Below are 20,905 nucleotides of genomic sequence, written 5' to 3'. Positions count from 1 at the left end.
GCGATTACCTGAGGTCCTTGTGGGACGAGGGTGTTCGTTGTATCGGCTTGATGGGCGACGGAGCGTGGATGGCGGCGCTGGAAGCGGCCTTGAGCGAGCGAGGGATGGCGTCGCAGCGCCTGACGGATCCGCGGGCGCCGGCAAGCGTGCCGAGGCCGCGCGCCGTGGTGTTCGGCGAGACCGACGGCGGCAAGCTTGCGGACGAACTCATGGGGTGCATTGCGCTTGACGACGTTGCGGTCGTCGCCCCGATAACCGACCGGCATTTCAGCCGAAAGCCGCTCTTCCTCGTTTCCATTCCGAAAGCCGGGACGCATCTGCTTTACGAATTGGCGACGGCGCTCGGCTACGAGGCGGGTATCGAGTGCCCCGAATTCCCGCAAGGACAAACCTGGTACTGCGTGGAGTACAGTAATTCGCATACGGTGGCGAAAGATTTTTTTGTCGACACCGTGAGACATGCGCCGTACGGAAACCGCCATCATCGCTTCATGTCTTCGCCGACGCTCTTCATGTATCGGCATCCGCTGGATGTCCTCGTGTCGGAGGCGCATTACTATCATCGCGACGGGAAGACGGCGTTTTCCGGCTGGTTGAGCCAGTACGATTTCGACGAGCGCATCGAGCGCTTGTGCAACGACAACTGGCTTCTTGGATCGCTGCGAGATCGGATCGGCGGATACCTGCCGTGGATGGATTTTCCCAATGTCGTTCCGTTATCGTTCGAACAACTGATCGGCACGGCCGGTGGCGGAAGCGACGTGTGCCAGCGGGATCTGATCTGGTCGATTCAACTGAAGCTGCAGGCGCCCGGGAACACCGACGCGATTGCCGCGAGCCTGTTCAATCCGCATTCGGAGACGTTTCGCGCGGGACAGATCGGCGCATACCGGAGCGAGCTGCGGCCCGAGGCGATTGCAGGGTGGTCGCAGCGTAACGCCGACATCCTCGCGCAACTGGGCTATCCGACCGATGGCTCGCTCGGCTTGCCGGCGCGCATGGACGAGTATCTGCACCGGCCAATCGTCTATTCCCAGGTGGAGAGCGATCGCATACCCGTGACGATCGAGGCCGACTTTCTCGGCTGCAACCTGGTGCGATACGATAACCGCATCTACGCGATTCCGAGAGCGGCCGGCACTGTCGCGCTCGACCGGTTACCCGCGGCGATACGTGCCGAATTACCGTGCGCAGGGTCGGTCAGCGAACTCAAGTCGCTGCTGCTTGTCGGCCGCTCCGGCCTCACGGCCGTGACGCAGGCATTGACGCAGCTCGCCGAGCGTGTGCGGGGCAACGAGCCGCATTGCATCGACCGTTATTGGGAAGAGCGTATCAAACCGGCCGTTATCGAGGTCTACCACGGGTTCAATGTGGTGGCTTATCGCGGGTTGTTTTTCGGTTTACGGCAATCGCTCGGCGAGATAGATTTCTCGGGCGATATGCGTGGCGTGATCGAGCGGTTCGCGCCCGAGGACGTCGTGGTCTGCGCGACGCTTGCCGAACTTCGCGTCGAAATCGACGGGCTGGCCACTGCTCAGCGCACGAGAAAGGAGTCGATGGCGGGCCACGAGCAGTTGCTCGCCCGGCTCGATGCGCTCGAGCGGCGGTTCGTCCGGGTGGAAGAGCGCCTTTCTTCGCAGGACGAATGCATCGCGGCGCTCAGGGCCGATGTTGCGTCGCTCGAGGCCCGCGTGGAGCGGGTGCAGTCGGGGGTAGCCGCGGTTGGCCAACTGGCGGAGCGACAGGCGGCATTCGCATGCCGCAGCGCCGATCTGGAGGCACGGATGCGGATGCTCGAATCGAGCTGGGCTGTGCGCTTTACACGGATGGTGACGCGCGTGATGAGGGGGAGAACGTGATAGCGACATCGATGAGCGTGGCCGTCCCCTGGAGTCTGAGCCATTACATCCCGCTGAACGGTTTTCACCCGCTATATCGGGCGTTGGTCGACCACGCGCCGCGCGATGTGGCGCTGAACGCATGGGACAACGTCAAGCTGCACGACCGGCTGGCTGCCGACGATGCGGTTCGCGATCGCTTGCTGAAGGCCGCGAGCCTGCAGCACGAGAGGGATTGCGCGCTCGGAAGCGAAACGCTCGCGCGCGCCTATCGGGACCACTTCTGGCCGCCGAATCAGGTGCTGACGGAGGCATTGGGCGGGGACATCGAGTTCCACCACACCGCGCCATTTCCGTCGCTGAGCCGGCCGTTCGTGTTTCATTGCGAATCGTTCGCGCCGGTCTTCCTGCCGTTTGCCGGGCAGGGCAGCGGCGCGTTCGCGCGGCCCGACGAGTTGCGCGAACACTATCGGCGCATTCTGGCTCACCCGTTGTGCCTCGGCATTTTTTCGCACATTCCCGAGACGCTGAACAATCTCAGCCGCTTTTTTGCGGACGCCGGAATCGATCGGCGCCTGCATAGCTCGCGTATCGGGATCAGCGGGAAAATGGCCGTTCATGCCGATGAACCCGACGCGGCGGCGCTCGAGCGGCCGCGATTCCTGTTCATCAATTCGGCTCACCAGGACGGGCGCAACTTTTTCCTGCGCGGCGGGCATCTGGTGCTTCGTTTCTGGCACGCGTTCAAGCAAAGCGGGCGGGACGGCACGTTGCTGCTGCGTTGCGCGAAGCCCGACGATGCGGCCTTGAAGGAGCACGGCGTCGATCTTGCGTTCCTGTCCGCCGAGACGGGGCGCAGTGTGTTTTGGGCGCAGGATTATCTCGCGGGTCACGAACTCAATGCACTGCTGGCCAGCGCGCATTTTTTTCTGCTGCCGGGGCTGTCTTTGCATTCGGTGTCGATCATGCAGGCGATGGCGGCGGGCGCCGTGCCGATCGTGACCGACACGGTCGGCACGTCCGTCTATGTGACGGACGACGAAACGGGCATCGTCCTGCGCGGGGTGCGGGACGCGCTCGTTCAGCCGGATCCGAATACCGGCGCACTCGTCGATTCATACGGCGATACCCGCCAGCTCGAGCCGCCGCTGGTCGAGCAGCTCATGCGCCGCATCGTCGCTCTGCTCGACGCACCGCAGGCCTACCTGCACCTGCGCGCCCGGTGCTGTGCGCACGCGAGGCGGCAGTTTTCCGGCGAAGCGTTCAGCGATCAATTCTGGGGCGCGCTGAACGATTTGTACGGACAGTACCGCATGAGTGCGGCAAAAGGGGAGAGTGAGCCACAGGCGCCCAGTCCCATCAGCGAGGCGCTCTCCGAGTGCACGCTGCAAGGCGACCGCTGGGCGGCCGTGTTCGAAAGCGTGACCCGCCCGATGCGCCGGATCTATACCGGGCACAGTTCCGTGTTCGAATATGGAGGCGCATTCGTGCACACGTATGGCCGCCCCCGCATGGCGAAGAACGACTGGTCGCCCGTGGCGCAGTATTACAGCGCCGATGCACAGCCCACCACCTTCGCCGAAACGCTGCCTGAATTGCGCGGCAAATACCTGGCGCAAGGCGAACTCGCGCAAGAGGGAGTCGGCCGCCATTGGCTCGTCGATGCGGTCTCGCGCGCGCTGATGCCGCTGCCCGGGCTGCATAGTTTCGCCGCGCGTGTGCTCGGATTCGTGCGCCGGCATCGTCGTCCCGCGCCGGCGACCGGCATCGTGCCGGACGGCGGCCAGGACATCGAACTGATGCGGCAGGGCGTGCACGGATTCAACGTGATCCGGTACGCCCGCGGGTACTACGCCATTCCTCAGGGAGAGGGCGCATTCGAGCCGGAAAAGGTCAAGGCGGGGGCGTATTCATCGTGCTTGAGCGGCAGCTCGGTCGAGGACGTCTTGCAGCAACTGGCCGTTGCCGTCGCCAGGCGGCGGCAGCCCGCTCCCGTCAAACGCGAGGCTCACGTGGAGTTGGTGGTCGAGGGGTTGCATGGCTTCAACATCGTGCGGGTCGATGCCACGTTTTACGCCATCTTGCAGCGCGATGGCGCTTTTCGGCTGGATAAGGCGATGTCCAACGGATACCGATGCCTGTTTTCGGGCCGATCCGCCGAGGAGGTGAAGGAGATCGTTCTTTCGTTCATTGCTTCGAATCCGCCCAAGCGGAGGGGATGGCGCCGGAAATATGTCGAACAAACCTTCAATCCATCTGTGGATATATAACCACCCGTTCTACGGTATCAGCGATCAGGTCGAGTTCTTCGTCGCGATGCTGACGCAAAACGGCTATCCGGTTACGGTCGGACGCAAGCCGAGCGTCGGTGCGTTGAACGTCGTCATCGAGAATTTCTCGCCGGAGACGTGCGACGTGCTGATTGCATTTTGTCGGGCGACAAAGAAAAGGGTGGCTGTCATCATGACGGAGCATCTGGATTTCGACCAGGGCGAGATCTTCATCCATGGCGCCCCGCTCTGGAGCGACAACGACTATATGCATCCGACGGTTCAGGTCAGGCGGATCGTGAGCCTGCTCGATTGCCTGCCCTACATTCGGTGCATGCTCGTTCTCGGCGATCTGCCCGAATTGAAGAACATCTCGGAGATGCTTCCGGGCCTCGACGTGCGTGCGATTCCTTTCCCCCGGCTCGATCCGGTCGATGACGCGCAAATCGCGTTCGAACCGCCGGGGGATCTCCTGTTTACCGGTGTCATGACCGACTTTCGTGCCGAGCTGTATGCGCAGTTGAAACGAAGCGAATTCTCCGTAGCATTCCCTCAAAGGTTTGTTTCCCGCAAGGCCCGGGATGCGCTGAATCGCTCCGCCAAAGTCATCCTGAACATGCCGCAGCGCAAGGACTGGCGCTGGCTGTCGCTCATGCGCATCGTCGCCGCGCTGCGGTGCGGGCGCGCGACCGTCTCGCTGGGTACGTGCGACCAATCGAAGATCGCCGCGTGCACGTACCAGATCGATATTTCGCGCGATGATTGGACATCCGTGCTGCGAGCGCATGTCGATCAATGGCGGACCCTGTATCGGACGGCGTTCGAGGATTACGCGCACATGGCCGACTCGTTCGAGCGCGAGCGCCGTTTTCCGCACGACCTGTTCGACTTCTGGGCGATGACCGACCGCCTCGGCCATCGACCGGCTGTTTCTCGCGCAAGCACGGAATGGAGGGCGACGACGTGATCACGCTTCGGTGGTCGAGCCGGTGAGCGCGCCCTCGATCTCCCTTCTGCTGCCCACGCGCGGCCGTCCCGCACTGGCGAGACGCCTCTTTCGCAGCATTGCCGAGACGGTGTCCCGGCCGGACCGCGTAGAGGTGATCGTCTATGTCGACGACGACGACATCGAAAGCCACGATCTCGACAGCGACGATATTGCGGTACACCGGATCATCGGGCCGGCGCGATCGATGGGCAGCTACAACAGCGCATGCCTCGACCGGGCCAGCGGCGGCATCGTCGTCCTCGCCAACGACGACATGATCGTGCGCACACCGCGCTGGGACGAACGGCTGCTGACCGTGAACGACGAATTTCCCGACGGCATCTATCTTGCCTACGGCAACGACTTGAACAAGAAGCGCGGGCTCAGCACGTTTCCCGTGCTCTCGCGCCGCACCTGCGAGCTGCTCGTCGATCCTTATCCGGCGCAATACCGTGGTGCGTTCATCGACGTTCATATCTTCGACATCTTTCAGCGGCTGAGCCATGCCGGTTTCGATCGAACCCGGTACCTCGAGGACGTCGTTTTCGAGCATATGCATTTCCGGGTGGGCAAGTCCGCGCCCGACGCGACCTATCTGAAGCGCGGCCGCTTCGATGACGACCCGACGTTCATCGCGCTCGCGCCGGGACGCCGCGAGGCGGCGAGACGGCTCATCGACGCTCTGCAGGGGCGACGGCCGGATCAGTTTCAGCGGCGGCAATACCGCGAAGTCGTGCCGACCAACAGCCTGTTGGCAAGCGCGTACTTCGCGCGGCAGTTCCTGTTCGACAACGAACTCCCGTTACGCCGGCGTCTGTATCTCTGGTACTGGTTTTTGGGCAGATATGCCGCGGCGCACGGCGCGTTGCGACACTTCATCCGGCAGCCGTAGCACGGCCGGTCGTTCTTTCGCATACCGAGGAAGACATCATGGACCAAGTGGGGCAGGTGCCTGTGATCGGCGTTATCGGCGGCAGCGGCGTATACGACATCGATGGGTTGCGCGATCGGCGCTGGGTGAAGGTCGATTCGCCCTTCGGCGAGCCGTCCGACGAACTGATGATGGGCGAACTCGACGGACGGCGAATGGTGTTCCTGCCAAGGCACGGACGCGGGCATCGCATCGCGCCGAGTCAGATCAACTTTCGCGCGAACATCGACGCCCTCAAGCGGGCCGGCGTCACCGACGTGATTTCCGTGTCCGCCGTCGGTTCGCTGCGCGAACATCTGCGCCCCGGCATGTTCGTGATCGTGGATCAGTTCGTGGACAGGACGTTCGCGCGCGCCAAGAGCTTCTTCGACACCGGGCTCGTGGCCCACGTTTCGATGGCTCACCCGGTATGCGAGCGCCTTGGCAACCATATCGAGGCGGCCGCGGTCGATCTCGGCATCGAGGCGGTACGGGGGGGCACGTATCTGGTCATGGAAGGACCGCAATTTTCCACGTTGGCCGAGTCGGAGCTTTATCGCACATGGAACTGCGACGTGATAGGGATGACCAATATGCCGGAGGCCAAGCTCGCCCGCGAAGCGGAGATGTGCTATGCGACGGTGGCGATGGTGACCGATTACGACTGCTGGCATCCCGGGCACGATGACGTTACGGTCGCGCAGATCGTCAGTGTGCTTACGGGCAACGCGGACAAGGCGCGTAGCCTCGTGAGGAGCGCCGCGCCGCGCGCGGGGGCGGATGGGCATGCCGCTGCGTGCGCGTGCCGCAGCGCACTCGAGCATGCGATTATCACCTCACCGCAGGCTCGCGATCCGCGCATGCTGGAACGGCTGAGCGCGGTAGCGGGACGGGTGCTCGCGCGCTGAGCCATGAAGCCGATCACCGATATGACGCCCCAGCCCCCAGTTGTCCCAGTCGGCCCCGACGCGTGCGCGAACGATGCCTTGCGGCGCGAAGTGGTGGACGTTTCGCGTCGGCTGGTCGCCCTGGGGCTCAACCGCGGTACCTCCGGCAACGTTGGCGTGCGTACGCAAGAAGGGTTGCTGATCACGCCCTCCGGTGTGCCGGCCGAGCTGCTTGCGCCGCAGGCTCTCGTGACGATGGATCGCGCGGGCGCCGTGACGAGTGCCGGCCGGCCCTCGAGCGAATGGCGCTTTCATCTGGATATCCTCAACGCGCGTGCCGAAGCCGGCGCCGTGATCCACGTGCATTCGCCGTTCGCCACGACGCTCGCGTGCCTTGGCATCGAAGTGCCGCCGTTTCACTACATGATCGCCGTGGCGGGCGGCTCGACGATCCGTTGCGCGCCGTACGCGCTCTTTGGCTCGCAGCAGTTGTCGGACCATGCGCTCGCCGCGCTCGAGGGGCGCAAGGCTTGTCTGCTCGGCAACCACGGCATGATCGCGCTCGGCGACGATCTCGGCGACGCGCTGGCTGTCGCCGTCGAAGTGGAGGCGCTATGCGAGCAGTACTGGCGCGCATTGCAGATCGGCACGCCGCGGTGCCTGAGCGATGACGAAATGCGCGAGGTCGTCGAAAAATTCCGGCATTACGGCCGGCGGGCGGCGCGCGATTGAGGCGGTATGTGCCGCACGTGGCACGCAAGATGTTCTCCATTTGCACTCGAAGGTGATTGACGATGCAAAACGACGAAGAGTCCCGTGGCGTGCAGACGCTGCGGTGGCGCAGCGGGCTTCTCGAGATGATCGATCAACGCGTGTTGCCGGCGCGCATCGAGTATCTGGCCTACGACAGCGCGGCCGGCGTGGCGGAGGGAATTCGCACGATGGTCGTGCGCGGTGCGCCGGCCATTGGCTGCGCGGCGGCATATGGCGTCGCACTCGAGGCGCTGCGGCTCGCGCGGGCCGGCTCGGACCGGTTCGCACGCGCGCTCGACGAGGGGTTCGATCTGCTCGCGGCCAGCCGGCCGACGGCCGTGAACTTGTTTTGGGCGCTCGAGCGCATGCGGTCGGGGTGGGCCCGCATCGCATCGCAGCCGCCTGCCGAGATCGCGGCGCAATTGCTCGCGCTCGCGCACGAAATCGCCGCTGAGGATGTCCGGATCAACCGCGCGATGGGCGCATATGGCGCCGATCTGCTCCCGGATGGCAGTCGCGTATTGACGCATTGCAACGCCGGCGCGCTCGCCACGGCGGGCCACGGCACGGCGCTCGGCGTGATCCGCTCCGCGCGCGATGCCGGAAAGCGGATCTCGGTGATTGCCGACGAGACGCGCCCGTTCCTGCAAGGCGCACGTCTGACCGCGTGGGAAATGGTTCAGGAGGGCATTCCCGTGACGCTGATCACCGATGGCATGGCCGGGTTCATGATGAGCCGCGGCGAGGTGGATGCCGTGATCGTCGGTACGGACCGCGTGGCCGGCAATGGGGATGTGGCCAACAAGATCGGCACTTACATGGTCGCGCTCGCGGCGCAACGCCATGGTGTTCCGTTTTACGTGGCCTGCCCGTTGTCGACGATCGACCGCACCGTATCCGATGGCGCGGCCATTCCGATCGAGGAGCGCGCGGCGGACGAAGTGACCGGATACCGCGAATGCCGATGGGCGGCGCAGGGGGTATCGGTGCGCAACCCGGCGTTCGACGTGACGCCGGCGGAACTCGTGACGGCATTGATCACGGAGAAGGGGGTGCTCGAGCGGCCGTCGCGCGAGCGCATCGAGGCGCTTTTTTTTCGGCCGATGTGACGGCGATGGCGAGGCCGGCCTTGTTTCTCGACCGCGATGGCGTGATCAACGTCGACAAGCACTACGTCCATCGGCGAGAGGATTTCGAATTCGTCGAAGGCATCTTCGATCTGTGCGCGCACGCGATGACGGCGGGCATGGCGCTCGTCGTCGTGACGAATCAGGCCGGGATCGGGCGCGGCTATTACACCGAACGGGAATTCCACGATCTGACGGAGTGGATGCGCGGCCGGTTCACCGCGCATGGCGTGACGCTCGATGCTGTCTACTTCTGCCCGTTTCACCCCGAGCACGGGCTCGGTCGCTACAAGACGGAGTCGTGCGATCGCAAGCCGAACCCCGGCATGATCGTGCGCGCGTGCAGCGATCTTCGGCTCGATCCGGCCCGTTCGGCCCTCGTGGGCGACAAGCCCAGCGACATAGCGGCGGGCAGGGCGGCCGGCGTCGGAAAGACGATTTTGCTGAACGACCGGGGCGAGCCGTGTACGCCCGAGCCGGATCTCGTCGTCCGGTCGCTCGCGCAGCTCGATGCGTGGTTGTTTGGAGGAAGCTTCGCCAGTACCGGCACCTAGCAGCGGAATTCCTTTTCCGAGAACCGATATCCCTCGTCGACGATGTCCATCACTTCTGGCACGTGAGGTGCAGCGGTCAGCTTGACGATCGATGGGTAGAACACGTCGACGCGCGGCTCGATTTCGATTACCTCGCATTGAGGCCAGCGGCCCGGATCGACTTCGGACGCCGGCAGCAACGCCGCTGCCGGCAGACCCGATTCGATCAGATTGAGTATGACGCCCGGCTGCGAGATGTAGTGCACTACGTTGGGCCGTATGCCGACCTCACGTAGTTTATGTTGCAGGCGATCGAAAGTGCCGAGCCCTTCCGCACGCCTGAGCAGCACCAGGGGCCAATGGCCGACTTCCGCGAGCGTCGCGGCGCCGCGGGGCGCGACGCCCGACAAGGCGCGCCCGACGACGGCAACGAGCCTCACGGGCTCCAGATCGATGCAGCTGTATCCATCCACGTGCTCCGGGTGTTGAATCAACGCAATATCGATCAGCTTGTTCTGCAACAGCCTTTCCAGATGACTCGAGTCTGAAATTGAAACACCAATCTGAATTCCAGGATTTCTCTTGTTTAACTCAAGCATGAAATTCTGGAAATAATTCTGATAAAGATGTGTCAAACCGATGCGTAATGTTCGTGTCTCGGTTCTTGCCAGGGAGATCGTTTCTCTGGTTGCGTCTTCAACGCCGCGCAATATCTCGCAGGCACGCCGATAAAGGTGATGTCCCGCGGCGGTGGGTTCGACCTTCTTGGTGCCGCGCGAGAAGAGCGGTGCTCCGATCTCTTCTTCCAGTTCCTGAAGCCTCTTGCTGAGCGGAGGTTGGGAGATGTTGAGCACACGTGCCGCTTTGGCGATGGTGCCCTGCTCGATCACCGCGCAAAAGTAACGTAGGCGCTTCAAATCCATAGTATCTCCAGCATACCGGCCGATCGTATCTCGCAATCGCCAGTCCGGTTTTGATCTGGATCAATTGAATTCGGCGATATCTTTTTGGTTGGCTTCGAGTACCAAAACGGTAATTCTCATGCGCTAACGCCCGAGCCTATATTGTGTCTCGCACCACATCCGATAATTTCTGGAGAAAACGATGCGAGATATGAAGCGCGAAAATAAGTCGCAGGTATACGATCTGCGTTCGGCGTTGCAACTGCTGTCCGATATTCCGGGCGAGCTGGTACAAACGGACACCGAAGTCGATCCCACCGCCGAGCTTTCGGGCGTCTATCGCTACGTGGGCGCGGGCGGCACATGCCAGCGTCCGACGCGCCGGGGCGGCCCCGCGATGGTCTTCAACAAGGTCAAGGGCTTTCCAGGCTTTCGCGTGACGATCGGTCTCGTGGGTTCGAGAAAGCGCGTGGGTAAGCTGCTGGGCTGCGAGCCGCAGAAACTGGGCTTCCTGCTGAAGGACGCGGTGCAGAATCCGATTCCGCCGGTCGTTGTGGGAAAGGACAAGGCTCAGTGCCAGGAAGTCGTTCACCTCGCGACGGACCCGAACTTCGACTTGCGTACGCTCCTGCCGGCGCCCACCAATACCGAGGAGGATGCGGGCCCTTACATCACGATGGGGCTTTGCTACGCGTCCGACCCCGAGACGAACGAGTCCGACATTACGATCCATCGGCTCTGCGTGCAAAGCCGCGACGAACTTTCGATGTGGCTCACGCCCGGGCGTCATATCGAGGCATTCCGTCAGAAGGCGGAAAAGGCGGGCAAGGCACTGCCGATCTCGATCAGCATCGGCGTCGACCCCGCAATCGAAATCGCAGCCTGCTTCGAGCCGCCCACTACGCCGCAGGGCTTCGACGAGCTCAATGTCGCCGGTGCGATCCGTGGTCGCGCGGTCGAGCTGACCGATTGCGTGAGCGTGGGCGCGCGCGCCATCGCTCACGCGGAGGTGGTGATCGAGGGCGAACTGCTGCCCAACGTGCGTTTGCGCGAAGACCAGAATACCGATACCGGCAAAGCCATGCCCGAGTTCCCGGGCTACACGGGCGAAGCCAAGGCGGCGCTGCCGGTCATCAAGGTCAAGGCCGTGACGCATCGACGCAATCCGATCCTGCAGACCACCGTCGGCCCGGGCGAGGAGCACGTCAACATGGCTGGCATTCCGACGGAGGCCAGCATTTTGCAGATGGTCGAGCGCGCGATGCCGGGCCGGCTGCTCAACGTCAATGCGCATGCCGCGGGCGGCGGCAAGCTGCTTGCCGTGCTGCAGTTCAGGAAATCCGCGCCGGTCGACGAAGGGCGCCAGCGGCAGGCCGCATTGCTCGCGTTCGCGGCGTTCCCTGAGCTCAAGCATGTGATTCTCGTCGATGAGGACGTCGACATCTTCGATACGGACGACATTCTCTGGGCGATGCAAACGCGCTACCAGGGTGACGTGAGCACCGTCACGATTCCGGGCGTGCGTTGCCACCCGCTCGATCCGTCGCAAGTTCCGGAGTTCAGCCCGACGATTCCGCAGCAGGGGACGTCCTGCAAGACGATTTTCGACTGCACCGTGCCGTTCCATCTGAAGGCGCATTTCCAGCGGTCTAAATTCAAGGAGGTCGACGTCCGGCGATTCCTGCCCGACTTTACCGGGGATACCGCATGAACCGCCAGCGCATCATCGTCGGGATCAGCGGCGCAACCGGCTTTCAGTACGGCGTCAAAGCGTTGCAATTGCTCCGGCTCATGGATATCGAAGTCCATCTCGTGCTCTCGCGTGGCGCGGAGCTGACGCGCTCGCTCGAAACCGAATATGACCGGAACCAGGTGCATGCGCTTGCCGATCAGGTGCATGCGGCGTCCGACCTCGGCGCATCGATCTCGAGTGGCTCGTTCAAGACGATAGGCATGTTGGTGGCGCCTTGCTCGATGCGCTCGCTCGCAGCGATCGCTCATGCGTGCTCGGACAATCTGCTGACCCGGGCGGCGGACGTCGTGCTGAAGGAGCGCAGGCGGCTCGTGCTGATGGCGCGCGAGACGCCGCTGACACTCGCGCACATCGACAACATGCGGCGCGTGACGGAGATGGGCGGCATCGTGTTTCCGCCGGTGCCGGCGCTGTATCAGAGGCCGGCGACGCTCGACGACGTCCTGACCCACAGCGTGGGCCGGGCACTCGATCTGTTCGAACTCGAAGTGCCCTCGCTGCCGCGCTGGCGCGAACTGGCGGCTTGACTTCGCTGGTCCCCTCCCGGGGCCGGCGCGACAAAACAGTTAGGAAAACTCAAGGAAGAAGGATATGTTCATCGGACCCTGGTTCAATGGCTCTGCCGTTATTGCAGGTGGGGTTGCGGGCGCCTTTCTCGGCCAGCGATTGTCGGAGCGCTTGCGCGTTGCTTTGCCGCAGACTTTCGGGCTTTGCTCGATGGGGCTCGGCATCATGCTCGTGGTGAAGGTCAAGTTCATGCCCGCCGTCGTGCTGGCGATGGTGCTCGGTGCGGCACTCGGGGAGATCATCCAGCTCGAGAAGCGGATCGGCACCGCCGCTGGTGTGACGCGCGGCGTTATCGAACGCTACTTGCCGTCGAAGGGGGAGCTCAGTCACGAGGAGTTCACGAATCGCTTCGTGGCCATTCTCGTGCTGTTTTGCGCAAGCGGTACGGGCATCTTCGGCGCGATGCACGAGGGCATGACGGGCGACCCGTCGATTCTCTACATCAAGACGATTCTCGATCTCTTCACCTCGGCGATCTTCGCGACGGCGCTCGGTTATGCCGTTGCGACGATCGCGGTGCCGCAGCTCGCGATCCAGATGGCGCTGGCGGTGCTCGCGGTCAAGATCCTGCCGATGACGACGCCCGAGATGATGGCCGACTTCTCCGCGGCAGGCGGTCTCATCATGCTCGCGACGGGGTTTCGGATCTGCGGCGTGAAGCCTTTCCCCGTGGCCAACATGCTGCCAGCGCTCCTGCTCGTGATGCCGTTCTCGCATCTGTGGGCGACCTACGTGCATTGAACGCATGACGGTATGTGTTTCGGAAGACCTTGCGGTCCACTTTGCCGATAAATAGCGAGAGGGGGTTCTCCATGTCCCGGTTACCTGCACCGATAGCCGAATTCATCGTCGCGCACCATGTGCTCGGTCTGGCGGTGGTGGACCGGGGCATGCCGTGGGCCGCGAGTTGCTTTTACGCGTTCGACGAGCCGGCGGCGAGCCTCATCGTCATGACGAGCGTTCAGACGCGCCACGGTATGGCGATGCGCGACTCGCCGGCCGTGGCGGGAACGATCGGCGCGCAGCCGGAGCGTATTCGCGACATACGCGGCGTGCAGTTCGGGGCGTGGGCGGAGTGTCTGACGGGCGCGGAGCGTCGCGCCGCGTCGAGTCTCTATCTCGCGCGTCATCCGATTGCACGGCTCAGAACGACCGATCTCTGGCGCCTGCGCCTGGAGGACGTCAAGTTCACCGATAACCGCCTCGTCTTTGCCCAGAAGTCGCATTGGCAACGGATCGTCAGGCCGGCACCCGCGGTGAGGGTGCCGGCCTGACGATCGAAGCCGTTCCCGCGCACGCGAAGGAACGGGACGCGGTTGCCCCGGCGGAGGATCGGTCTTTTCGAGTCGTGGAATCAATTAGGACAACTAAATTTATAAAGGTATTACGCAATGCGAGTCAGAAAGCAGCACGCGGCGATCGCAGCGGTTACGGCCGGCGCATGCCTGGCCACTTTGGCGCACGCGCAAAGCAGTATCGCGCTCTTCGGCCAGATCGATACGGGTGTGTCCTACGTCAGCAACGAAGGCGGCAAGCACAATCTGCTAATGGACGACGGCGTCAATGGCCCGAACCTCTGGGGTATCCGTGGCACCGAGGATCTCGGCGGAGGAACGAAGGCGATTTTCTCGCTCGTCAATCAGTTTCATGTCGATGACGGCTCGTTCATGTCGGGCAAGAGCCTCTTTACGCGTACGTCCTACGTGGGACTCGACAACGACCGCTTCGGCAAGCTCACATTCGGTAATCAATACGATTTCATGTCGGATTCGCTCTTCTTTTCGGGCGACGATCCGGCGGAACTCGCCGGCCACTTTTACGATTACAGGGCCGGGCCGTTTCAGAAGCTCGCCTTGCCGGGCAATCCCACCGGCGCGTTCGACTGGGACCGCATGAGCGGCGAGGCCGTTTCGAATACGGTCAAGTACGTCTCGCCCAAGTTCGGCGGGTTCAGTTTCGGTGCGATGTATGGCTTCGGCGGCGTGGCCGGCTCGGTCGGCGCCGGCAATTCGCAGAGCTTTGCGCTCGACTATGCGCAGGGCCCGTTCGGCATCGATGCGGCCTACACCAACATCAAGACATACACGAGCGGATCGCCGCAGGTCAGCGTGCGCAACTGGGGCATCGGCACGCATTATCGCTTCGGCGCCTGGATGACGAATGCGTTGTTCACGACGGTGCACAACTCGGCCAACGGAGGATCCGTCTATGAAGGATCCATTGGCGCACGCTACAACTTCGCGCCTGCGCTCAGCGCTGGCGCGTCATACATGTACATGAAGGGCAATGACGTCGTCGATAACAACCACGCGCATCAGTTCGCCGGGATTCTAGATTACGCCTTGTCCAAACGTACGAGCGTGTATCTGCTCGGCGTCTATCAACGGGCCAATTCAGGTGCCTCGGCGCAACTGAGCGGAATGAACAGCACCGCCTACGCGTCGAGCGACGCGTCGCAGGCCGTCGTGCGAGTCGGCATGCATACACGCTTTTGAATGCCGGTTTCAGCAGGCGAAATCATGATTACTTGTTCGTCGACACCCACAACCGTCGCCATGTCGGCCGACGTCGCGCCGAGGACGTCGCGTGAAGCCGACGAAGCAGTTTCAATAGAAGGAGTCAACGATGGCGGTAACGAACATTGACGCGCTCGACGATCTCGTTGCGCGCGTGAACGCGGCACAGCGGATATTCGCCGGCTTCTCGCAAGCGCGGGTCGACGAGATTTTCAGACACGCGGCGCTGGCCGCCGCCGATGCGCGCATCGCGCTGGCCCGGATGGCCGTGGCGGAAACCGGCATGGGGGTGCTCGAAGACAAGGTCATCAAGAATCACTTCGCGTCCGAGTACATTTACAACGCCTACAAAGACGAAAAGACCTGCGGCATCGTCGCGGTAGACGACCTGCACGGGACTATCACGATTGCCGAACCGCTCGGAGTGATCTGCGGCATCGTGCCGACGACGAACCCGACGTCCACGGCAATCTTCAAGGCGTTGATCGCGTTGAAAACCCGCAACGGCGTGATCCTGAGCCCGCACCCCCGCGCGCGGCGCTGCACCTGCGAAGCCGCGCGCCATGTGCTCGAGGCTGCCGTGGCTGCCGGCGCGCCGCGCGACATCATCGGCTGGATCGATCAGCCGTCGGTCGAGCTGACGAACCATCTCATGCACCACCGCGATATCGCGTTGATTCTCGCGACCGGGGGGCCCGGCATGGTGAGGGCGGCTTACTCGTCGGGCAAGCCGGCGATCGGCGTCGGCGCAGGGAACACGCCCGTCGTCGTCGATGAAACGGCCGACATCAAGCGGATGGTCGCTTCCGTGCTCATGTCTAAAACGTTCGATAACGGCGTGGTGTGTGCGTCGGAGCAATCGGTCGTCATCGTCGATGCGGTATACGAAGCAGCCCGGGCCCGATTTCAACGCGCGGGCGGCTATGTGCTCGACGACGAGGAGCGCGACGCCGTGCGCAGGATTCTCGTCGTGGGCGGCAGGCTGAACGGCGACATCGTCGGGCAGTCGGCCGTGCGGATCGCCGGGATGGCGGGCATCGAGGTGCCGCCCTTTACCAAGGTGCTGATAGGCGAGGTCAGTTCATGCGGTGCCGACGAAGCCTTCGCTCACGAGAAGCTTTCGCCAACGCTCGCCATGTATCGCGCGCGCGACTTTCATGAGGCGGTGGCGAGCGCCGAAGCGCTCGTGGCCCTTGACGGCATCGGCCACACCTCGGTGCTTTACACCGATCAAGATGCGCGGAACGATCGCGTCCGTTATTTCGGCGAGCGCATGAAGACCGCGAGAATCCTGGTCAATACGCCGGCGTCGCATGGCGGTATCGGCGACCTGTACAACTTCAAGCTCGGGCCGTCGCTCACGCTCGGATGCGGCTCGTGGGGCGGCAATTCCGTTTCGGAGAATGTCGGCCCGAGGCATCTGATCAATATGAAGACCGTGGCCAAGAGAGCCGAAAACATGCTGTGGCACAAACTGCCGCGAAGTATCTATTTCCGGCGCGGCTGCCTGCCGTTTGCGCTCGACGATCTGGCGGGAAAAAAGCGCGCGCTGATCGTTACGGACGCCTACCTTTTCAATCATGGCCGTGTCGACGAAATCGTTCGTCTGCTGGAAGGCAAGGGCATCGATGTCGAAGTATTTCACGAGGTTCAGGCCGACCCTACGCTGGCTATCGTGCGCAAAGGGGTGGCCGCGCTGGAGGCGTTCCGGCCCGACGTCATCGTCGCATTCGGCGGGGGTAGCCCGATGGATGCGGCCAAGATCATGTGGGTGATGTACGAGCATCCGACGGTTCGCTTCGAGGAATTGGCCCTGCGCTTCATGGATATCCGAAAGCGGATCTACCGCTTCCCTGCGATGGGCGCGAAGGCCGAACTCGTGGCTGTTCCGACGACTTCGGGCACGGGCTCCGAGGTGACGCCCTTTGCCGTCGTGACCGACGAAGCCACAGGCACCAAATACCCGATTGCGGACTATGCGCTCACGCCCGGCATGGCCATCGTGGACGCCAACCTCGTCATGAACATGCCGAAAAGTCTTACCGCGTTTGGCGGCATAGACGCGGTCACGCATGCGCTCGAGGCATATGTGTCCGTCATGGCTAACGAATATTCGAACGCGCAGGCCGTGCAGGCGCTCAGGTTGCTGCAGCAGCATCTGCCTTCGGCCTATTTGAACGGCGCGGCGGATCCGAAAGCGCGCGAGCAGGTGCACAACGCGGCGACGCTGGCCGGCATCGCGTTCGCCAATGCATTTCTCGGCGTCTGTCACTCGATGGCGCACAAACTCGGCGCCGAGTTCGGTCTCGCGCACGGGCTCGCCAATGCGCTGCTGATTTCGAACGTCGTGCGCTACAACGCGGCCGACGTGCCGGCCAAACAGACAGCGTTCAGCCAGTACGACCGGCCGGTAGCGCGCTGTCGGTATGCGGAGATCGCCGACGCGCTCGCGCTCGGCGGGCGCAACGACGGCGAGAAAGTCGATGCGCTGATTGGCTGGATCGAAGCCCTCAAGGCGACGCTAGGCATTCCGGCGTCGATTCGCGAGGCCGGCGTTCCCGAGACGCTCTTTCTCGAGCGACTCGACGAACTCGCCGGCAATGCATTCGACGATCAATGTACCGGGGCCAACCCTCGTTATCCGCTAATGTCGGAATTGCGGCAGTTGCTGCTCGACAGCTATTACGGCCGGCGCTACATCGACGCCTACGACGAGGGGGTTGCAGGGTCGGCGCGCGCAACCGTGACGGCGCCGTTTCCCGAGTCGCGCGAGCCTACCGCTTAGCCTTGCCGCCAGGCCGGCTTTTGGCTTCGTCGACCGATTGCTCGACTGCCTGCTTCTCGGCCTTCGTCGCATCGGCTTTTTTCGCCAGCGCGAGGTAGGCATCGGCAATCTTGCGCAGGTCCTCTTCCGAGATGTCCTCGATGCCGATGAGTTCGCTGTTGGCCGCCCGATTGGCGGCCACCAGCTCGTTGAGCTTCAGATGAATGGCAACGCTGTCCTTGTTTTGGCTTTGTTGAATGAGAAACACCATGAGAAACGTGACAACCGTGGTACCCGTATTGATGACGAGTTGCCACGCGTCCGAGTAATGAAAGAGCGGGCCGGTGACGGCCCATGTGAGGACGACGATCACCGCGAGCCCGAATGCGATCGGCGAGCCTGCCCAACGTGTGATGGTGCTCGCGAAGCTATCGAAGGCGCGCGTGACCGGATGTCCGCCCGGGTAGGCGGGCAGCGAAGATTTCGGTACGGTCTCGGCGTTTTGCGCAGACAGGGGGTGCTTTTTCGACGCATGCATCTCGTGTCTCCTTTGGCCGCAGGCTGGATGGGACGCCGCCGGCGGGCGACGGCGCGAACATTGCAGTGGCGAGCAAGGCGTGTGCCGCGTTGGCGCAGAGACGAAGGGCGTATCAGTTGCCCGGCGACCGTCGCGTCCCGTTGCGCGCACCGTGTCCGGCAGGCGGTGCCGTGGATCCCCGCACGACGAGTTGCGGTGCGGACGTCCGGCACACCGCCGCACCCTGCGCGGGATCTGATGCGCCAGTGGCGATCAGGCTGCGCAGCAACGCCACGGCCTCTCGTGCGGCTTCCTCGGTAGGCACCGCGACGGTCGTCAATGCCGGGCGCGATTCGCGCGCCAGCTGAATGTCGGTGATACCGACGACCGACAGATCCCGAGGAACCTCGCGCCCGAGATCGGCGGCCGCATGAATCGCGCCGAGCGCGGGCAGATCGTTGGTCGCGAAGAGGGCCGTGAGGTCGGGGTGCTCGCTCAGCAGCGCGTGCGCCGCATCGTAGCCGCCCTGGATCGTATCGGGCGCGTGGTGCGTCAGGCGTTCATCGAAGGCGTGCCCCGCGGCCTGCATCGCCGACACGAACCCTTCATGGCGCGGCGTATGAATCCCCGATGCTTTGCTGCCGACGATTGCGCCGATGCGGCGATGGCCCAGCCCGAGCAGGTGCTGGCCGGCGATGCGGCCCGCCAATACGAAATCGACGGCCACGCAGGGCAACCCCGGCGGCTCGTCCGGACGTTCCCACATGCAGAGCACGACCGGCGCGCCGCGCGCCTGCGTGGCATGCAGGTCGGCAAAATCGAGGTTCGCATTCATGACGAGTACGCCTTCTGACAGCGTGCCGCCGATCTGCTCCAGATACGCGCGGCCCATCGCCGGATCGCTGTTCGTATTGCAGATGATAACGAAGTGGCCGGATGCCCGCGCTTCGCTTTCCACGGCGAGTGCGAACTCGGGATAGAACGGATTGGCGATGCTCGACACCATCAGCGCGAGTGTGGGCGCACGGCCCTCGGCAAGCGCGCGCGCCGCCAGATGCGGCCGGTAGCCCAGCGTGTCGATCGCTTCGCGCACGCGCTGGCGTGTGGATTCGCCCACGCGGCCACGATTGCGGAGCACGTTCGATACGGTCGCCGGGGTGACGCCAGCCAGCCGGGCGACTTCGTTGATGGTGGCCATTGGATCGATTCGTTCAAAATGTGGGACGGCCATTCAAAGTTTGCAGCGAGCCGAAACTGACGGCACTATGCGCTGCAAAGATCAACGATTTCGGAGACAGCGGCAGGCCGCACCGATCGATCGACACGCGATCGATTTTCTTTTTGGTCTGCTGATTAAGCGCTTAACCTCCGCAATCGACGCGATTAGATCATGGAGCGTGAGGTATGGCGAGCATTTCGTTGAAAGGTCTGGAGAAAGCTTACGGCGACGCGGCGCCCGTCGTGCGCAATGTCGACCTCGATATCGGCGAGAGCGAGTTTTGCGTCTTCCTCGGGCCGTCCGGCTGCGGCAAATCCACGCTGTTGAGGATGATCGCGGGGCTCGAGGACCCGAGCGCGGGCGAGGTGCGCATCGGGGGGCGCGTGGTGAATGACGTGCCGGCCGCGGAGCGCGGCGTAGCCATGGTCTTTCAGAGTTATGCGCTCTTTCCGCACATGACCGTGTTCGAGAACATGGCATTCGGACTCAAGCTCGCCAAGACGCCGAAAGCCGACATCGAGCGCCGCGTGCGCGAGGCGGCCCGCATCCTGCAACTCGACGCGTTGCTCGATCGGCGGCCGAAGGCGCTCTCGGGCGGTCAGCGGCAGCGCGTGGCGATCGGGCGGGCGATCGTACGCGAGCCCGGCGTTTTTCTCTTCGACGAACCCCTTTCGAACCTGGATGCGACGCTGCGCGGCCAAACGCGCATCGAGATCGCGCGGTTGCATCGCCAATTCGCAAAAGCGAGCGTCGTATACGTCACGCACGATCAGACCGAGGCGATGACGCTTGCCGACAAGATCGTCTTGCTGCATGCGGGCAAAGACACGACACGTTACGGCAGCATCGCGCAGATCGGTGCGCCGCTCGATCTTTACCATCGCCCCGCGAGCCGGTTCGTGGCGGGCTTCATCGGCTCGCCGCGCATGAATTTTCTGCCCGCGAAGGTCGTTGCCGTCGACGCGGCGGGCGTCACGGTCGCCGTCGCGCGCACGGCGGAGGCAGTGCGGCTGCCGCTCGACGGCACGGCGTTGCAGGCGGGGCAGCCCGTGGCCTTGGGCGTGCGGCCCGAGCATCTGTCGTTCGTCGCCCCGACGGGGAGCGCGGACGAGGGTGGCGGCGCATCGGTGCTCCGGCTTACGCGCGAGATCCATCTGATCGAGCGGCTCGGCGAGCAGACCTGCGTTCATCTCGACGAGCCGGACGGCGTCGCGCTGATCGCCAAGGTGCCGGGCGATGCCGCCTGCCGCACCGGCGAGCGCATCGCAATCGGCGCCCCGCCAAGCGCCTGCCATCTGTTTACGGACGACGGCTTCGCCGTTGCACCGCTTTCATCGATCGAACATCACGCATAAGGGGAG

At 63.4% G+C, this 20,905-nt stretch carries 18 protein-coding genes; 15 read left to right on the top strand and 3 right to left on the bottom strand.

The window, feature by feature from the left end; translation table 11 throughout:
* Positions 1–68: 68 nt before the first annotated feature.
* The 8 genes from U0034_RS03635 (at position 69) to U0034_RS03600 (ending at position 9,327) form a co-directional block, all read left to right on the top strand.
* The gene (locus U0034_RS03635) at positions 69–1,859 is read left to right on the top strand and encodes a hypothetical protein (RefSeq protein WP_102623028.1); all 1,791 of its coding nucleotides are present in this window, start codon (positions 69–71) and stop codon (positions 1,857–1,859) included.
* A gap of 11 nt (positions 1,860–1,870) precedes the next feature.
* Complete coding sequence (locus U0034_RS03630) at positions 1,871–4,108, top strand: glycosyltransferase family protein (RefSeq protein WP_139831106.1); 2,238 nt, start codon at positions 1,871–1,873, stop codon at positions 4,106–4,108.
* Entirely contained in the window at positions 4,071–5,075 is a 1,005-nt protein-coding gene (locus U0034_RS03625) for a hypothetical protein (RefSeq protein ID WP_085224237.1), read from the top strand. Before U0034_RS03630 ends, U0034_RS03625 begins: the two co-directional genes overlap by 38 nt.
* A 22-nt stretch (positions 5,076–5,097) precedes the next feature.
* Positions 5,098–5,988: a glycosyltransferase family A protein gene (locus U0034_RS03620; RefSeq protein ID WP_085224239.1), complete on the top strand. Its 891-nt coding sequence runs from the start codon at positions 5,098–5,100 to the stop codon at positions 5,986–5,988.
* A 38-nt stretch (positions 5,989–6,026) separates the two neighbouring features.
* Entirely contained in the window at positions 6,027–6,914 is an 888-nt protein-coding gene (locus U0034_RS03615; protein WP_085224241.1) for an S-methyl-5'-thioadenosine phosphorylase, read from the top strand.
* 3 nt (positions 6,915–6,917) lie between these two features.
* On the top strand, positions 6,918–7,625 hold the full coding sequence (locus U0034_RS03610; protein WP_386092012.1) for a class II aldolase/adducin family protein: 708 nt from the start codon (positions 6,918–6,920) through the stop codon (positions 7,623–7,625).
* Positions 7,626–7,687: 62 nt separating this feature from the next.
* Positions 7,688–8,755 carry an S-methyl-5-thioribose-1-phosphate isomerase gene (gene mtnA / locus U0034_RS03605; RefSeq protein ID WP_085224243.1) on the top strand — a complete coding sequence of 356 codons (1,068 nt, stop codon included), beginning with the start codon at positions 7,688–7,690 and terminating at the stop codon, positions 8,753–8,755.
* A 20-nt stretch (positions 8,756–8,775) separates the two neighbouring features.
* Positions 8,776–9,327, top strand: a complete 552-nt coding sequence (locus U0034_RS03600) for a D-glycero-alpha-D-manno-heptose-1,7-bisphosphate 7-phosphatase (protein ID WP_233211986.1) — start codon at positions 8,776–8,778, stop codon at positions 9,325–9,327.
* On the opposite strand, the gene U0034_RS03595 is transcribed toward U0034_RS03600, so the two are convergent.
* Positions 9,324–10,229 (bottom strand): LysR family transcriptional regulator, encoded by a 906-nt coding sequence (locus U0034_RS03595; protein WP_085224245.1) that lies wholly within the window; start codon positions 10,227–10,229, stop codon positions 9,324–9,326. The genes U0034_RS03600 and U0034_RS03595 overlap by 4 nt on opposite strands.
* A 190-nt stretch (positions 10,230–10,419) precedes the next feature.
* Between U0034_RS03595 and U0034_RS03590 the strand changes: the two genes are divergently transcribed.
* From U0034_RS03590 to adhE, 6 genes are all read left to right on the top strand, one after another.
* Positions 10,420–11,919: a UbiD family decarboxylase gene (locus U0034_RS03590; protein ID WP_085224247.1), complete on the top strand. Its 1,500-nt coding sequence runs from the start codon at positions 10,420–10,422 to the stop codon at positions 11,917–11,919.
* On the top strand, positions 11,916–12,488 hold the full coding sequence (locus tag U0034_RS03585) for a UbiX family flavin prenyltransferase (protein WP_085224249.1): 573 nt from the start codon (positions 11,916–11,918) through the stop codon (positions 12,486–12,488). The genes U0034_RS03590 and U0034_RS03585 overlap by 4 nt, the downstream gene beginning before the upstream one ends.
* A 64-nt stretch (positions 12,489–12,552) precedes the next feature.
* Positions 12,553–13,269 (top strand): DUF554 domain-containing protein, encoded by a 717-nt coding sequence (locus U0034_RS03580; protein ID WP_085224251.1) that lies wholly within the window; start codon positions 12,553–12,555, stop codon positions 13,267–13,269.
* Positions 13,270–13,340: 71 nt separating this feature from the next.
* Complete coding sequence (locus tag U0034_RS03575; protein ID WP_085224253.1) at positions 13,341–13,802, top strand: PNPOx family protein; 462 nt, start codon at positions 13,341–13,343, stop codon at positions 13,800–13,802.
* 117 nt (positions 13,803–13,919) lie between these two features.
* Positions 13,920–15,023, top strand: coding sequence for a porin (locus U0034_RS03570; RefSeq protein WP_085224255.1), 1,104 nt, complete (start codon positions 13,920–13,922; stop codon positions 15,021–15,023).
* 130 nt (positions 15,024–15,153) lie between these two features.
* A complete protein-coding gene (gene adhE / locus U0034_RS03565; RefSeq protein WP_085224257.1) occupies positions 15,154–17,829 on the top strand; it encodes a bifunctional acetaldehyde-CoA/alcohol dehydrogenase in 2,676 nt (891 codons plus the stop codon).
* Here the strand turns inward: adhE and U0034_RS03560 are convergent.
* Both U0034_RS03560 and U0034_RS03555 read right to left on the bottom strand, forming a co-directional pair.
* A complete protein-coding gene (locus U0034_RS03560) occupies positions 17,819–18,346 on the bottom strand; it encodes a low affinity iron permease family protein (RefSeq protein ID WP_085224259.1) in 528 nt (175 codons plus the stop codon). The two genes, adhE and U0034_RS03560, sit on opposite strands and share 11 nt — an antisense overlap.
* A gap of 112 nt (positions 18,347–18,458) precedes the next feature.
* The gene (locus tag U0034_RS03555; RefSeq protein WP_085224262.1) at positions 18,459–19,523 is read right to left on the bottom strand and encodes a LacI family DNA-binding transcriptional regulator; all 1,065 of its coding nucleotides are present in this window, start codon (positions 19,521–19,523) and stop codon (positions 18,459–18,461) included.
* A 206-nt stretch (positions 19,524–19,729) separates the two neighbouring features.
* Between U0034_RS03555 and U0034_RS03550 the strand changes: the two genes are divergently transcribed.
* On the top strand, positions 19,730–20,899 hold the full coding sequence (locus U0034_RS03550; protein ID WP_085224264.1) for an ABC transporter ATP-binding protein: 1,170 nt from the start codon (positions 19,730–19,732) through the stop codon (positions 20,897–20,899).
* Positions 20,900–20,905: the final 6 nt, after the last annotated feature.

Source organism: Trinickia caryophylli (assembly GCF_034424545.1).
Classification (GTDB): Bacteria; Pseudomonadota; Gammaproteobacteria; order Burkholderiales; family Burkholderiaceae; genus Trinickia; species Trinickia caryophylli.
Note: the sequence above shows the minus strand (reverse complement) of the source record. Positions and strands in the feature narration are given on the sequence as shown.

Excerpts from the sequence above, each read along its gene's own strand:
- U0034_RS03610 (WP_386092012.1), top strand. The coding sequence starts at position 6,918 with ATGAAGCCGATCACCGATATGACGCCCCAGCCCCCAGTTGTCCCAGTC.
- U0034_RS03550 (WP_085224264.1), top strand. The coding sequence starts at position 19,730 with ATGGCGAGCATTTCGTTGAAAGGTCTGGAGAAAGCTTACGGCGACGCG.
- U0034_RS03635 (WP_102623028.1), top strand. The coding sequence starts at position 69 with ATGGCGGCGCTGGAAGCGGCCTTGAGCGAGCGAGGGATGGCGTCGCAG.
- U0034_RS03570 (WP_085224255.1), top strand. The coding sequence starts at position 13,920 with ATGCGAGTCAGAAAGCAGCACGCGGCGATCGCAGCGGTTACGGCCGGC.
- U0034_RS03590 (WP_085224247.1), top strand. The coding sequence starts at position 10,420 with ATGAAGCGCGAAAATAAGTCGCAGGTATACGATCTGCGTTCGGCGTTG.
- mtnA (WP_085224243.1), top strand. The coding sequence starts at position 7,688 with ATGCAAAACGACGAAGAGTCCCGTGGCGTGCAGACGCTGCGGTGGCGC.
- U0034_RS03575 (WP_085224253.1), top strand. The coding sequence starts at position 13,341 with ATGTCCCGGTTACCTGCACCGATAGCCGAATTCATCGTCGCGCACCAT.
- U0034_RS03615 (WP_085224241.1), top strand. The coding sequence starts at position 6,027 with ATGGACCAAGTGGGGCAGGTGCCTGTGATCGGCGTTATCGGCGGCAGC.
- U0034_RS03595 (WP_085224245.1), bottom strand. The coding sequence starts at position 10,229 with ATGGATTTGAAGCGCCTACGTTACTTTTGCGCGGTGATCGAGCAGGGC.
- adhE (WP_085224257.1), top strand. The coding sequence starts at position 15,154 with ATGGCGGTAACGAACATTGACGCGCTCGACGATCTCGTTGCGCGCGTG.
- U0034_RS03580 (WP_085224251.1), top strand. The coding sequence starts at position 12,553 with ATGTTCATCGGACCCTGGTTCAATGGCTCTGCCGTTATTGCAGGTGGG.
- U0034_RS03630 (WP_139831106.1), top strand. The coding sequence starts at position 1,871 with ATGAGCGTGGCCGTCCCCTGGAGTCTGAGCCATTACATCCCGCTGAAC.
- U0034_RS03555 (WP_085224262.1), bottom strand. The coding sequence starts at position 19,523 with ATGGCCACCATCAACGAAGTCGCCCGGCTGGCTGGCGTCACCCCGGCG.
- U0034_RS03585 (WP_085224249.1), top strand. The coding sequence starts at position 11,916 with ATGAACCGCCAGCGCATCATCGTCGGGATCAGCGGCGCAACCGGCTTT.
- U0034_RS03560 (WP_085224259.1), bottom strand. The coding sequence starts at position 18,346 with ATGCATGCGTCGAAAAAGCACCCCCTGTCTGCGCAAAACGCCGAGACC.
- U0034_RS03625 (WP_085224237.1), top strand. The coding sequence starts at position 4,071 with ATGTCGAACAAACCTTCAATCCATCTGTGGATATATAACCACCCGTTC.